The sequence below is a fragment of the Prochlorococcus marinus subsp. pastoris str. CCMP1986 genome, assembly GCF_000011465.1.
In the GTDB taxonomy this organism is placed as follows: Bacteria; Cyanobacteriota; Cyanobacteriia; order PCC-6307; family Cyanobiaceae; genus Prochlorococcus_A; species Prochlorococcus_A pastoris.
Map to the genome: position 1 here is coordinate 421,721 of NC_005072.1, position 13,283 is coordinate 435,003.

General features: G+C 32.2%; 15 protein-coding genes. 8 read left to right on the forward strand and 7 right to left on the reverse strand.

Annotated features, from left to right (window positions below; all coding sequences use genetic code 11):
• Positions 1-40 precede the first annotated feature (40 nt).
• Positions 41-700, forward strand: coding sequence for a riboflavin synthase (locus TX50_RS02380; protein WP_011132078.1), 660 nt, complete (start codon positions 41-43; stop codon positions 698-700).
• A gap of 5 nt (positions 701-705) precedes the next feature.
• Here the strand turns inward: TX50_RS02380 and TX50_RS02385 are convergent, their stop codons facing one another.
• The 4 genes from TX50_RS02385 to coxB form a co-directional block, all read right to left on the reverse strand.
• A complete protein-coding gene (locus tag TX50_RS02385; RefSeq protein WP_011132079.1) occupies positions 706-1,059 on the reverse strand; it encodes an AbrB family transcriptional regulator in 354 nt (117 codons plus the stop codon).
• 97 nt (positions 1,060-1,156) lie between these two features.
• A complete protein-coding gene (locus TX50_RS02390; protein WP_011132080.1) occupies positions 1,157-1,759 on the reverse strand; it encodes a cytochrome c oxidase subunit 3 in 603 nt (200 codons plus the stop codon).
• Between the two features lie 12 nt (positions 1,760-1,771).
• Positions 1,772-3,397 (reverse strand): cytochrome c oxidase subunit I, encoded by a 1,626-nt coding sequence (gene ctaD, locus TX50_RS02395; protein WP_011132081.1) that lies wholly within the window; start codon positions 3,395-3,397, stop codon positions 1,772-1,774.
• On the reverse strand, positions 3,394-4,197 hold the full coding sequence (coxB, locus tag TX50_RS02400; RefSeq protein WP_011132082.1) for a cytochrome c oxidase subunit II: 804 nt from the start codon (positions 4,195-4,197) through the stop codon (positions 3,394-3,396). The genes ctaD and coxB overlap by 4 nt, the downstream gene beginning before the upstream one ends.
• Positions 4,198-4,458: 261 nt before the next feature.
• Between coxB and TX50_RS02405 the strand changes: the two genes are divergently transcribed.
• From TX50_RS02405 to TX50_RS02425, 5 genes are read left to right on the forward strand one after another with little or no spacing between them, the layout of a single operon-like run.
• Positions 4,459-5,385 (forward strand): COX15/CtaA family protein, encoded by a 927-nt coding sequence (locus TX50_RS02405; protein WP_036930905.1) that lies wholly within the window; start codon positions 4,459-4,461, stop codon positions 5,383-5,385.
• Entirely contained in the window at positions 5,382-6,380 is a 999-nt protein-coding gene (locus TX50_RS02410; RefSeq protein ID WP_011132084.1) for a heme o synthase, read from the forward strand. The genes TX50_RS02405 and TX50_RS02410 overlap by 4 nt, the downstream gene beginning before the upstream one ends.
• 36 nt (positions 6,381-6,416) lie before the next feature.
• Entirely contained in the window at positions 6,417-7,433 is a 1,017-nt protein-coding gene (locus TX50_RS02415) for an ABC transporter ATP-binding protein (protein WP_011132085.1), read from the forward strand.
• A gap of 53 nt (positions 7,434-7,486) precedes the next feature.
• A complete protein-coding gene (locus TX50_RS02420; RefSeq protein ID WP_011132086.1) occupies positions 7,487-8,311 on the forward strand; it encodes an ABC transporter permease in 825 nt (274 codons plus the stop codon).
• 7 nt (positions 8,312-8,318) lie between these two features.
• Complete coding sequence (locus TX50_RS02425; protein ID WP_011132087.1) at positions 8,319-8,831, forward strand: hypothetical protein; 513 nt, start codon at positions 8,319-8,321, stop codon at positions 8,829-8,831.
• 4 nt (positions 8,832-8,835) lie between these two features.
• Here the strand turns inward: TX50_RS02425 and groL are convergent, their stop codons facing one another.
• Positions 8,836-10,581: a chaperonin GroEL gene (groL, locus tag TX50_RS02430; RefSeq protein ID WP_011132088.1), complete on the reverse strand. Its 1,746-nt coding sequence runs from the start codon at positions 10,579-10,581 to the stop codon at positions 8,836-8,838.
• A gap of 133 nt (positions 10,582-10,714) precedes the next feature.
• Here groL and TX50_RS02435 point away from each other — a divergent pair, with 133 nt between their 5' ends.
• Entirely contained in the window at positions 10,715-10,894 is a 180-nt protein-coding gene (locus TX50_RS02435; RefSeq protein WP_036930903.1) for a hypothetical protein, read from the forward strand.
• Here the strand turns inward: TX50_RS02435 and fabG are convergent, their stop codons facing one another.
• Positions 10,895-11,644 (reverse strand): 3-oxoacyl-[acyl-carrier-protein] reductase, encoded by a 750-nt coding sequence (gene fabG / locus TX50_RS02440; protein WP_011132089.1) that lies wholly within the window; start codon positions 11,642-11,644, stop codon positions 10,895-10,897.
• A 93-nt stretch (positions 11,645-11,737) separates the two neighbouring features.
• Between fabG and ispD the strand changes: the two genes are divergently transcribed.
• Positions 11,738-12,409 carry a 2-C-methyl-D-erythritol 4-phosphate cytidylyltransferase gene (ispD, locus tag TX50_RS02445; RefSeq protein WP_011132090.1) on the forward strand — a complete coding sequence of 224 codons (672 nt, stop codon included), beginning with the start codon at positions 11,738-11,740 and terminating at the stop codon, positions 12,407-12,409.
• Here the strand turns inward: ispD and TX50_RS02450 are convergent.
• Positions 12,406-13,278: a S66 peptidase family protein gene (locus tag TX50_RS02450; RefSeq protein ID WP_011132091.1), complete on the reverse strand. Its 873-nt coding sequence runs from the start codon at positions 13,276-13,278 to the stop codon at positions 12,406-12,408. The two genes, ispD and TX50_RS02450, sit on opposite strands and share 4 nt — an antisense overlap.
• Positions 13,279-13,283: the final 5 nt, after the last annotated feature.

Consider the following 13,283-nt stretch of genomic DNA (forward strand, 5'->3'; position numbering starts at 1 on the left):
AAGTTAATAATAGTTTTTCAAATAATCTTTATTTAAAGTTATGTTTACAGGAATAGTCCAGGCAATAGGAAAACTTAAAAAAGAAAAAAACTTCTTAATTATTGAAATTCTAGATCAGCCTTTTGATACGCAAATAGGTGATAGTATTGCCGTTGATGGAATTTGTTTAACAGTAAAAGAGATTTCAAATAATCAATTTAAAGTAGAGGTAAGTGAAGAAACTTTAAAAAAGACTACTTTAGGAGAAAAATCTAATATTAACCAAATAGTTAATTTAGAGCCGGCTCTCCGTATCTCGGATCGTCTTGGGGGCCATATAGTTAGTGGGCATATTGATGGTTTGGGAAAAGTCGAAAATATAGAAAAACTTGAAAAATCTTGGCTTTTATCAATTAAGTGGCAAAATAAAAAATTTTCAAAATATATCGTAGATAAGGGAAGCATATGTGTCAACGGCATTAGCCTTACAATTGCAAAATCTGAAAATGAAGGAGAAATTTTTACGATTGCAATTATTCCACATACATGGGAAAACACTAATCTCAAAAATTTAACAATTGGCGATAGTGTAAATCTTGAAGGAGATGCATTAATAAAGTACGTTGAAAAACTACTTAAATTTAATAAGAATATAGATTCAGAAAACTTTCCGCAAGAAATCTCCTCAAATTGGCTTAAAGAGAATGGCTGGAATAAATAATATTCTTAATTTAATGGAGTAAGGGAGATTATTTTAGAATCTTTTTTTAGATCAATTTTATATTCTTGACCTGGCTCTAATCCTAATTTTTTTGTATAGGCATGACCTATCAATAAGTTACCGTTGCCATGAACTTTTGTTTTGAACTCTGCTCGCCTCCCCCTTGAAGATCTGTTCCCAGCCCTACCAGCGGCACTATTACTTAACTTGTACCCCTTAGCTTCAATAAGTGCTCTATAAAAACTTTTTCTTAAGACTCTTCCACTAGGACCTACATAGCCGCAGCCTCTTGCTATTTCATCCTCAGATTTATTGCTGAGTAATTTAGATTTTTCTAGAAGTTCTTTTCCTACAAGCATTATATGAGCTTTTTCTTATTATATATTCTTACCAATAATGAGAATTGTGGCAATACAAGTTAATAAAAAATAGATTTTTTGAAGAATAAATTCTTTATTATAAGAGATACAAAATTATAAATAAAATAACCCAAATTCCATCTACGAAATGCCAATATAATTCAACAGCTTCTAATGGGAACATATTTTGATTAGTAATTCTTCCTTCCTTTGGTCTTGTTTGCCAAGAAATAATTAATATCATTAATGTCCCTAAAGTTACATGTAAACCATGAAAGCCTGTTAAGGCATAAAAAGTACTTGCAAATAAATTATCCGTTAGTCCGAACGGCAAATTAAAATATTCAAATAGTTGACATATTAAAAAAGTAATCCCAAGTAGAGCAGTGACTAGCAACCATTTTTGAGTATCAGAATTTTTATTTTTAAGAAGAGCTTTTCCTGCTTTATGAAAAGTCGCGCTACTTACAAGCAATAAAATTGTATTTAATGTAGGTATAGGAAGTTCTAATTCATAAATAGCCCCATCTGGTAAAGGATTAACTGCTTTATATGTGAGGTAAGCAGCAAAGAAGCCAGCAAAAGTCATCCCATCTGCTATCAAAAAAGTTATTAATCCAAACATCCTAAAGTCTTCATGATGTTCACTCGCCTCAATATCATTTTTTTTAATTTCTTTTGAACTGTCTAGGGTTGTCATGTTTTTTCTTGATTAATTTTCTTGAGAAATTGGTTTGCCATAACCATAAGGTTCTTCAACTAAAGGTGCTTCGCCTTCCCAATTTTCAACAGGTGGGGGAGAGGATGTTAACCATTCAGGAGTTAAAGCATTCCAAGGATTATCCCCAGAATCCTTCCCATTTTTAATACTTAAGAATATATTTACTAAGAATGGGATAGTACTTATAGCCATTAAGAGAGCTCCTAGGCTACTAATCTGATTAACAAATTGAAATTGTGGATCGTATTCCGCAACTCTTCTAGGCATTCCATTAAGACCAAGCCAATGTTGAGGAGCGAAGCATAAATTAAAGCCAATAAAAGTTATGGCAAAATGTAGTATCCCCAGTTTTTCGCTCATTAACTTGCCGGTTACCTTTGGGAACCAATGATAAATAGATGAGAAGATAATAAAAACAGTCCCTCCATAAACTATGTAATGGAAGTGAGCAACAACGAAATATGTATCATGCACGTGAATATCAAAAGGTACTTGAGCAAGAGCAACTCCTGTAATACCGCCAAATACAAAATTTATAATAAATCCACATGAGAATAACATTGCACTATTGATAGATATTTTCCCACCCCATAAGGTTGCAACCCAATTAAAAAATTTAATTCCAGTCGGAACTGCTATAAATGCTGTCGCAATAGTAAAGAATAATCTCATCCAAGGAGGAGTACCACTTGTAAACATATGATGAGCCCACACAACTAGACCAAGCACAACTATTCCCATTATTGAAAAAACCATTGTGGTATATCCAAAAAGTGGCTTTCTTGAATGCACTGGAAGAATTTCACTTACTAGGCCGAAAGCAGGAAGAACCATTATGTAAACAGCTGGATGAGAATAGAACCAAAATAAATGTTGGTAAACAACTACGTTTCCGCCTAAAACAGGGTTAAAGAAACCGGTATGAGCAACAATATCAAAGCTAAGTAATATTAATGTTCCAGCTAAAACTGGAGTTGACAAAACTACTAATAAACTTGTGCCTAACATCGCCCAACAATACATAGGTAATTGCATCAGCTTTAATCCCGGTCGCCTTAATTTGATAATTGTTGCAATGAAATTTATCCCTCCAAAGATAGAGCTGCCTCCCAGTAATAAAACACTCATTATCCAAATGATTTGTCCTGATTGAGGGGTGGTTATACTCAAAGGTGGATAAGCCGTCCATCCTGCCTGTGCAGCCCCTTCAACAAAATAACTCGCTACTAACATTAAACCGGAAGGAGGTATCAGCCAAAAAGCTACAGCATTCAATCTTGGGAATGCCATATCTCTAGCTCCAACGTAAAAAGGAATTAAATAGTTCCCAAATGCACCATTTACTACAGGAACAATCCACAAGAAAATCATTATTGTTCCATGTAATGTTAAAACTTGGTTATATACATCTCTAGGCATAAAGTCCGACATTGGACTTGCTAATTCAATTCTTATTGCACTCGCCAAAGTTCCTCCAATTAAATAAAAAAGAAACCCGCATACAAGATATTGAATACCAATTACTTTATGATCGAGACTAAAACTAAAATATCTAAGCCATCCTTTAGGTTGAAGACTTTTGAGATTAGAATCCTGTGGATCAATTGATATCGTCATAAGCTAACCTCAGTTTTTGTGTTTTTGTTAAACCAATCTTTGTAGTCAGATTCTTCTTCAACTATTATTGAAGCCCTCATCCCCCCGTGATAAGGGCCACATAATTCCGCACATATTATTGGATATTTCCCAACTTTAGTAGGAGTGAAATTTAATATCGTAGGTTGGCCAGGAATAATATCTTGTTTTATTCTGAATTCTGGCACCCAAAAAGCATGAATTACATCTTTTGATTCCATCTTCATAGAAACTTTGCGATCAACTGGAACATGAAGCTCCCCAGAAATAAATTCCCCTTTCGGATAATTAAATAAAAAGGCAAATTGCATAGCTGAAACTTCAACAGATAAATTATTGCTAGCAACCTCATTATTTGATGCCTGGCTGATTCCAGCCCATATCTTTTCTGTGTTGGAGGTCATCATTTCATGGCTATGATTTAGTTCTTTCATACCTCCCATTCGATCGTAAATGTTGTAGCTATATAAACCTATTATTAAAACAATAATAGATGGGATAATTGTCCATACAATCTCTAGTGTTAAATTACCTTCTAAAGCTATCCCATCTCCATATTGATCTTTTCTTTTTCTGTATTTAAATAAACTATATATAACGGCTATGGTCATTCCTATGAAAATTATTAATCCAATGATAAAAAGAATTTTAAAAAGCTCATCATATATAGGCGCATTTATACTTGCTTCAACAGGAAGTAAGTTAACATTAAATCCGATCCAAAAAGATATACCAAATACAACGGAAATTATAAGTATTAAATAAAAGTTTTTATTTAACAATTGAGGAAATAAATCTTATTTATATTTTCAACATATTCAATTTTTTTAATTTTGCATTGTTTGTTAATGGAAAATTATTGAAATTCACAACTTCTTAAGATTTTAAAAAAAAAAGAAGTATTATTAACAACTTTTTATAGGTTTATGTCAGGAAAAAAAGATGAAAAAAACAAATAAATTTTAAAAATAAAACATTTACTTTTAATTAATGTTTGATATTTGAATCTAAATTAATATGCAAAAAGAAGAGCTTTGAATAATTTGTTCAAAAACGAAATATATCAATCAAAATACAAGTCAGTTTTCCTGAAATTGGGAACCCATACCGTTTGGGCCTTAATAGCCTTAATAGTTATTGGAGGCGCTACTAGGGTAATGGAGGCAGGTCTTGCTTGCCCTGATTGGCCTTTATGTTATGGGACTTTGCTACCTCTTAATCATATGAATTTAAGAGTTTTTCTAGAATGGTTCCATCGTTTGGATGCTTTCCTTGTAGGGCTGTTAATTCTTTCTGAATTCATACTTTCAATAGTTTGGAGAAAAGATCTTCCAAATTGGTTACCAAAAACTTATTCATTATTAGTCTTCTTAGTAATTGTTCAAGGCTCTATTGGGGCATTTACAGTAATTAATTTACTTAATTCCTACTCAGTAACTGCTCATCTTTTGACAGCTTTTTTACTCCTGATAACAACAATAACTATCAATCAGAATCTAGAAAATAATGGGGTTAATAAATCATTGACTTGGTGGAAGATATTATTATTTCTCCCCCTAATACTCACTTTGGTTCAATCTTTTATTGGAGTAAGGCTTTCATCAACTTGGTCTTCACATCTCTGCTTATCTTTTAATAAACAATGTTTAATTTTAGATACTCATAAATTATTTGCTATCCCAATTTCTATTTCTATTTTATTTATTTTTGCTATCTCAATATATAAACAAGATTTGTTCCAGAATAATTGGAGATACCTTTGCTCACTTTTTTTGCTTTTGATTTTCCAAGTTGTTCTAGGAGTATTAAGCCTTAGAACTAATTTAAGTGAACCTCTTTTTGTTATTGGTCATCAACTTAATGCTTCTTTGTTAATTGCGACCCTAACATCATTGATTTTTAGAAATCCTTACCAAAATAAAAAAATCAATCAACCATTTAATTCAGTAATAGTAGGTTTAAAATCATGAAAAGTAATTTAGAAAACTTAAATTTCCAGACTTCAATTCGTGAACAAGTTGTACCTTCAAGAAAAAAAGTAAAACTACCTGCGTGGCTTGAAGTTGCCAAGCCTAGGTTGATTCCATTATTACTGGCTACAACTTTAGGAGGAATGGCATTAACGGAAGAATGGCCTTTATCCTCTCCTAAGCTTATATGTACATTAGGAGGAGGTGCCTTGGCAGCTGCGGCAGCTGGAGCGCTTAATTGTTTGTGGGAAATGGACCTAGATAAGAGGATGAAAAGGACAAGTGATAGAGCTTTACCATCAGGTAAATTATCATTTAATACTGTTTTTTTAGGTGCAGTATCTTGTACATTGGCAGCTGCAATGCTTTTGATAAGTGGGGTAAATTATTTAGCTGCTGGTTTAACATTGTTGGGATTATGTAGTTATGTAATTTTATATACGATAATTCTTAAACCAAGAACAACTCAAAATATTGTTTTTGGTGGTGTTGCAGGAGCCATACCTCCTTTAGTAGGAGCTTCGGCAGCCACCGGTCATGTAGGACTTAGTGGTTGGTGGTTATTTAGTTTGGTAATGCTTTGGACCCCAGCTCATTTTTGGGCTCTTGCAATTTTATTAAAAGATGATTATGCGTCTGTAGGTATACCTATGCTCCCTTCCGTTAAGGGTTCAGAGTTTACCGTCAAAGCTATTTCTCGCTACGGATGGGCAACTGTTTTTATGAGTATTCTTGGAGTTTTTGCTTTACCTGAGGGAGGAATCCTTTATCTAATAATGCTTTTACCTTTTAATGGAAGACTTTTACAATTAATAAATAGATTGAAAAGTTCACCAGACGATTTAGAAAAAGCTAAAGGATTATTCAGATGGTCAATACTTTATATGTTTGGTATTTGTCTGTTGCTATTGATTTCAAGAACTCAACTTTCTGTGGATTTTGAACATCAGTCTATGCAAATGTTCTTATCATTAAAGGCATACTTTAATTATTAGATTGATGTAAAGTATTAGAGGATAAATTTTAGTTTGATGAATTATATACAAATTAAGGATCTTTCAAAATCATATTCTGATATTAAGGCATTAAAAAATTTATCAATGGAAATTAATGCAGGTACATTATTTGGAATCTTAGGTCCAAATGGTGCAGGTAAGTCTACTCTCATAAAAATACTAGCTACTTTAGTAGAACCAGATGGTGGTGAGGTTTTTGTAAATAATATCAATTTAATTAAAAATCCAAGAAAAATTAGAGAATTAATTGGTTATGTGGCTCAAGATATTGCTCTCGATAAAATCCTTACAGGGCGAGAGTTATTAGATTTTCAGTCGGATTTATATCATATGAATAAAAAGGAAAAATACGAAAGAATAAAATTATTAATAAATCAATTAGAGATGAATGATTGGATTGATAGAAAATGCGGAACATATTCAGGAGGAATGAAAAGAAGAATAGATTTGGCTGCAGGCCTTTTACATTTGCCCAAAGTTTTAATATTAGATGAACCAACGGTAGGTTTGGATATTGAAAGTAGAAATATAATTTGGCAACTTTTGAAAGATTTGAAGAATGATGGCATGACTATTATTTTGAGTAGTCATTATCTTGATGAAATAGATAAATTAGCCGATAGTTTGGTAATAATTGATGATGGTAAAGTTATAGCTCAAGGAACACCTGCTCAACTTAAAAATAAATTAGGAGGAGATAGAATAACTTTAAAAGTAAGAGAATTTAGTAATCATGAAGAGTCTAAAAAAATTAGTGAAATTTTATCCTCAATCAATGGAATCAGCCAGATTATCATAAATAAGGCTCAAGGTTATGCAATTAATTTTGTAGTAGATAAGGAAAAGGATTTGCTCACAAAACTAAAAGTAGAATTAGCTTTTTCAAAGTTTGAAATTTTTTCTCTTGCTCAAAGTCAACCTAGCTTAGATGATGTATATCTACAGGCGACTGGCAAAACATTATTAGATGCTGAAATTTCTATGACTGGGAAAAGAGATCTAAAAAAAGAATCGAAGCAATCAATGAGATAAAATAATAAATTTTTTGATAATTAATTATAATAATGATTAAAAGTTCTTAAATAATGGAATTAAAACAATATAATTTATTTTTTTTATATCAAGAAACTGTTGCTTTAACCAAAAGATTATTTATCCAATTAAAAAGAAGACCTTCTACTCTTTTAGCGGGCATATTGCAACCTATAATTTGGCTCTTTTTATTTGGAGCTCTTTTCTCAAAAGCTCCTGAAGGTTTTCTACCAGGAGTTGATTCTTATGGGAATTTTTTGGGAGCAGGACTAATTGTTTTTACTGCTTTTAGTGGAGCGTTGAATTCAGGCTTGCCTTTAATGTTTGATAGAGAGTTTGGCTTTTTAAATAGGTTACTTGTTGCACCTCTAGCGAGTAGATTGTCTATTGTTTTATCCTCATTCTTTTACATAACTATTCTGAGTTTTGTTCAAAGTATTGTGATAATGATTGTTTCATTTGTTTTGGGTTATGGATGGCCTGACTTTTATGGGTTAGGAATTGTTTTTACAACATTAATATTATTAGTACTCTTTGTGACATCAATAAGCCTCTGTTTGGCTTTTATTTTACCTGGTCATATTGAATTAATTGCTCTTATATTTGTAATAAATTTGCCTCTTCTTTTTGCAAGTACTGCGTTAGCACCCATTTCTTTTATGCCAAATTGGTTAGGGTGGCTAGCCTCCTTAAATCCATTAACTTTTGCGATTGAACCTATCAGGATTGCTTATACTCAAACTATCAATTTAGATGTGGTAGCTTTACACGCACCATATGGTGACTTAACTTGTAAGAGTTGTATCTCAATTTTATTTTCTCTAACAGTTTTTTCCTTAATTATTATAAGACCACTGTTAAATAGAAAATTAAATTAATAAATTTATGTTTTTAAAAGATCATCTAAAAGATACTTACCAAAAAGCATCTTTTGATAACAATCATTTGATGTTAGAAAATATAATTAATATATGGGCACATAGGTTTGGACCTGAATCTTTAAATGAACTATTTGTTAAAGATCAAGATCAAGATCAATTAAAATTGATAGAAGAGAATCAGGCAGAGGCAAGTCAGAATCAAATCAATTTGGAATTAATAGAAGATCATCAGTCAGAGGCAAATCAGAATCAAACCAATTTGGAATTAATAGAAGAGCATCAGTCAGAGGTAAATCAGAATCAAATCAATTTGGAATTATTAAAAAATCTTCAATACGAAGAAAAGATAGAATTTAAACCTAAAGAAACAAAAAAATCAAATAATACTGAAATTATTAATAAAGATATTTATGGTTCTTATAAAAATGAAAGTGAATTTAAAGATAAAGAAGAATTGCCATTACCTAATATAAAAAACTTGAGAAAATGGATTAATAACGAGAAAAAAGCCAGCTAAGTTTTTACATCATTCCTGGCATACCCATGCCGCCCATTCCTGGCATACCCATGCCGCCCATTCCTGGCATACCCATTCCACCCATTCCTGGCATACCCATTCCACCCATTCCACCCATTCCACCCATTCCACCCATTCCACCCATTGGATCTGCCCCTGGTCCTCCAGGTGCTGCCTCTGGTTCTGGGATATCAGCAACTGCAACTTCCGTAGTAATTATCATTGCAGCGATTGATACTGAATCTTGAAGAGCTAATCGAATAACTTTAGTAGGATCTAATATTCCTGACTCGTTTAAGTTTTCATATTCCCCATTATTAGCATTAAAACCCTTACCAAGTCTTTTTATATCAGCGATAACAACATCTCCATTAAAACCAGCATTTTTTGCAATTTGTTTTGTAGGTTCTAAAAGTGCGTTTGTAATAATATCTATACCTGTAGTCAAATCATCTGATATTTCTTTACGTGAATTAGAAAGTTCATTTGATATTTCAATTAAGGTTTGTCCTCCCCCTGAAACAACTCCTTCCTCGATAGCAGCTTTTGTAGCATTGAGTGAATCTTCTATTCTTAATTTTTTATATTTCATCTCTGTTTCTGTCGCAGCCCCAACTTTAATAAGAGCTACTCCTCCAGCAAGTTTTGCTATCCTTTCGTTTATCTTATCTTTATCGTATTCCGATTCAGTTATTTCTACTTCCCTTTTTAATTTCTCAACTCTTTCTTGGACAAGGTCTTTGGTATCGTCGAAAGCTACGATTGTTGTTTTATCCTTTGAAATTGTTATTTTTTTAGCTTTTCCAAGATCATTAAGAGTAACTTCTTCTAATTTCATTGATTGATCTTCGCTAATTAATTTAGCTCCTGTAAGAATTGCAATATCTTCCAGGGCAGCTTTTCTCCTTTCTCCAAATGATGGAGCTCGAACAGCCGAAACATTTAATACACCACTATTTTTATTTAATACAAGAGTTGTTAGAGCTTCCCCTTCAATATCTTCAGCTAGAATTAAAAATGGAGAAGCAGATTTTTGAACCTCTTCGAGGATAGGGACCAAGTTGGTTAATGTTGATATCTTTTGGTCAGTGATTAGGATCTTAGGATTTTCAAGTTCACAAATTTGTCTTTCTTGATCTGTTACAAAATAAGGTGAACTATAACCTCTATCAAAAGACATTCCTTCTGTGATGTCTAACTCTGTCTCTAGGGATTGTGATTCTTCTACTGTTATAACCCCATCTGAGGTTACAATATCCATTGCTTTTGAAATTATTGAACCAATATCTTCATCTCCTCCTGCACTTACTGTCGCAACTTTTTTAATATCGGAGCCATTTATTTTGATACTCTTTGATCTTAATTTTTCTAAAACAAAATTTAATCCTTTCTCCATTCCTTTTTTTAGCTCAATAGGACTAGCTCCCGCAGCTATATTTTTTAAACCTTCTTGAACCATTATTTGAGTCAAGATTGTTGCTGTTGTTGTTCCATCACCAGCACTCTCTTTAGTTTTTGATGCTACTTGTTCTATTAATTTTGCCCCTAAATTAGAGATGGGATTGTCAAGGTTGATTTCTTTAGCAACAGTAGATCCATCTCTTACTATGTCTGGAGAACCGAATTTTCTTTCTATTACGACATTCTTTGCCTTTGGACCAATAGTAACTTTAACAGCATTTGCGACAGTATTTATTCCTTTTTCAAGCGCTTCTCTAGATTCGTTCGAAAAGCTTAATTGTTTTGGCATGTTTATTAAATCTTTATATAATTATTCTAATGTCCCATGGAATTATATTTAAGGGATACTTAATTAAGTGGGGAAAGCCGAATTTCTCTTAAATAGCTATCCAAATTAATCAAATTATGAGTATCTTAATGTTATGGATAAAACAGGGAATCTTATTTTTACTTTAACTGCCACACTAGCAGCTGCAATGACTCTTATATATTTTCCTCTTAGATTTTTTTTGACTTTAACTGCTAGAAGTCGAAGATTAAAACTTCTACAAAAGATTAGAAGATTAAGGGATGAGTTGGTTCAACCATATGAAAGTACATAATTAAATACTCATGCCCCCATCAATACTTATTGTTTGTCCTGTTATATAGCTTCCAGCATTACTCGAGACTAAGAATGAAACTAAGTTTGCTATCTGTGAACAACTACCTAGCTTTCCTAATGGTATGGCTTTGATAATCTCTTCGTTATTTAGTTTTTCAGTCATTTCTGTTTCTATAAAACCTGGAGCTATAGCATTAACATTTATCCCTCTTGAAGCAAATTCTTTTGCACAGGTTTTTGTAAAGCCAATAACACCTGCTTTTGCGGCAGAATAATTTGCTTGTCCAGGATTTCCAATTATTCCGACAATAGATGAGATATTAATTATCTTTCCGCTTCTTTTTTTTATCATAAATTTTGAAGCATATTTTGTACAAAGAAAAACCCCTTTTAAGTTTGTATTTAGAACGTCATCCCATTGTTCTGATTTCATTCGCATTAAGAGCCCATCTCTTGTTATGCCAGCATTATTTACAAGAATATCTATAGCACCATTTATCTTTATGATTTCTTCAAAAGCCTTACTAACAGATTCTTCTTTTGAAACATCAAATTTTAATTTATGAACTTTGCCTCCAGACTCTTTAATTAGATTTACAACTTCTTCAGCTTTTTCATCAGACGAAGAATAATTTATTATGACTTTTGCACCTAAATTACTAAGTTCTAAGGCAATTTCTTTACCAATGCCCCTGCTAGCCCCTGTAATTAAAGCAACTTTACCTGTTAAAGATTCTGTATTTGACATTGTGAAATTTTTATAATTTAAAATCGTAGTACTATTTGTGCAAACATATTACTTTTATTTATAATTATCTAGAAAATATAAACTCAAATTATTGTGCATGTACTAATACCCGCGGCAGGCAGTGGTAGCAGAATGAAAGCTGGAAGAAATAAATTACTTATTGAATTAGAAGGGGAATCTCTTATTTTTTGGACTATAAAATCTGTATTATCTGCAAGTTTAGTCAGCTGGGTAGGAATAATTGGGCAGCCGTATGATAAACAAGAATTATTAAAATCAGTAAAAAATTTTTCTAACAAAATCAAATGGATAAATGGTGGAGATACGAGGCAAAAGTCTGTCTTTAATGGTTTAAATTCTCTTCCATCTACTGCTGAGAAAGTTTTAATTCATGATGGTGCTAGATGCTTAGTTGGTCCCGACTTAATAAATAAATGTGCTATGGAATTAGAACAAAATGATGCAGTTATTTTAGCTACCAAGGTTACCGACACAATAAAGATTGTTGATAATAGAGGTTATATTAAGGAAACACCAAATAGACAAAATTTATGGGCAGCTCAAACGCCTCAGGGTTTTTTAGTAAAGAGATTAAGAAAAGCTCATGAAATGGCAATTGAGAAAAATTGGACGGTTACAGATGATGCCTCGCTATTTGAAATGTTAAATTGGCAAGTAAAAATAATTGAGGGAAATTCATCAAATATAAAAATTACATCACCACTAGATCTGAAAATAGCAAAACTATTTTTAAAAGATTTTTAATAAGAAGGGATATGAATAATAAGTTTTCCATCGTCCCCATTTAATGTTGCTTCATAACCTAAAGGGATGCATGCATTACCAGATAAATGTCCAATAGGAAGGTCAAAAAGAATAGGAATATCAAATTCTTGAAGCCTCTCAATTATTAATTTTTTGAGTAAGCCGTTCCATTCAGGTGTACACACTTCATCTGAAAAACTTCCAAAACCAATACCTGAAATACCATTCAATTTGTTTGTCATTCTCAAATAAGTTAACATTCGATCAATTTTATAAATGTCTTCGTTTATGTCCTCAAATATTATTATTTTCCCTTTTAATTCAGGGAAATGATCAGTACCAATTAGAAAAGATGCAATAGTTAGATTAGAAACAACAATTTCTCCTTTTGCGATGCCTTTTTTTAAAGGTAAACCCTTAATATCATCAACATACCCCTCAAAAAGTAAATTTCTTAGTCTTCTTAAACTCCATTCAGGTTCTTTAAAAAGAGTAGTAATCATAGGTCCATGAATCGAGCCAAAAGATCCTTTTGAATATTTTGATAACAAGAGTGAACATGTATCAGAGAAACCAATCATTAACCCATTACCCCAATTTGGATTTTTTTCTAAAAGTCTTGCGGCGCCCCATCCACCTTTAGCAAAAATGATGACTTTCTTATTTTGAGCTTTTTCAAGTTCTTCAAATCTTGTTTGATCATCTCCAGCAAAATACCCAAACTTTCTTGAGAGGATATTATTGTGAACAATCTTCAATCCCCATGTTTTTAAAACATCTATGCCCTTTATAAAATCCTCTTCATTATCTATAAAAGAGCTTGGAGCTAAAATTTGAATCTCATCTCCTTTTTTTAATTTAACTAGCATTCTTT

What these genes read in the sequence shown, in the direction of transcription:
- TX50_RS02380 (WP_011132078.1), top strand. Translation starts at nt 41, where the DNA reads ATGTTTACAGGAATAGTCCAGGCAATAGGAAAACTTAAAAAAGAAAAA.
- TX50_RS02385 (WP_011132079.1), bottom strand. Translation starts at nt 1,059, where the DNA reads ATGCTTGTAGGAAAAGAACTTCTAGAAAAATCTAAATTACTCAGCAAT.
- TX50_RS02390 (WP_011132080.1), bottom strand. Translation starts at nt 1,759, where the DNA reads ATGACAACCCTAGACAGTTCAAAAGAAATTAAAAAAAATGATATTGAG.
- ctaD (WP_011132081.1), bottom strand. Translation starts at nt 3,397, where the DNA reads ATGACGATATCAATTGATCCACAGGATTCTAATCTCAAAAGTCTTCAA.
- TX50_RS02410 (WP_011132084.1), top strand. Translation starts at nt 5,382, where the DNA reads ATGAAAAGTAATTTAGAAAACTTAAATTTCCAGACTTCAATTCGTGAA.
- TX50_RS02415 (WP_011132085.1), top strand. Translation starts at nt 6,417, where the DNA reads ATGAATTATATACAAATTAAGGATCTTTCAAAATCATATTCTGATATT.
- TX50_RS02420 (WP_011132086.1), top strand. Translation starts at nt 7,487, where the DNA reads ATGGAATTAAAACAATATAATTTATTTTTTTTATATCAAGAAACTGTT.
- TX50_RS02425 (WP_011132087.1), top strand. Translation starts at nt 8,319, where the DNA reads ATGTTTTTAAAAGATCATCTAAAAGATACTTACCAAAAAGCATCTTTT.
- groL (WP_011132088.1), bottom strand. Translation starts at nt 10,581, where the DNA reads ATGCCAAAACAATTAAGCTTTTCGAACGAATCTAGAGAAGCGCTTGAA.
- TX50_RS02435 (WP_036930903.1), top strand. Translation starts at nt 10,715, where the DNA reads ATGGATAAAACAGGGAATCTTATTTTTACTTTAACTGCCACACTAGCA.
- fabG (WP_011132089.1), bottom strand. Translation starts at nt 11,644, where the DNA reads ATGTCAAATACAGAATCTTTAACAGGTAAAGTTGCTTTAATTACAGGG.
- TX50_RS02450 (WP_011132091.1), bottom strand. Translation starts at nt 13,278, where the DNA reads ATGCTAGTTAAATTAAAAAAAGGAGATGAGATTCAAATTTTAGCTCCA.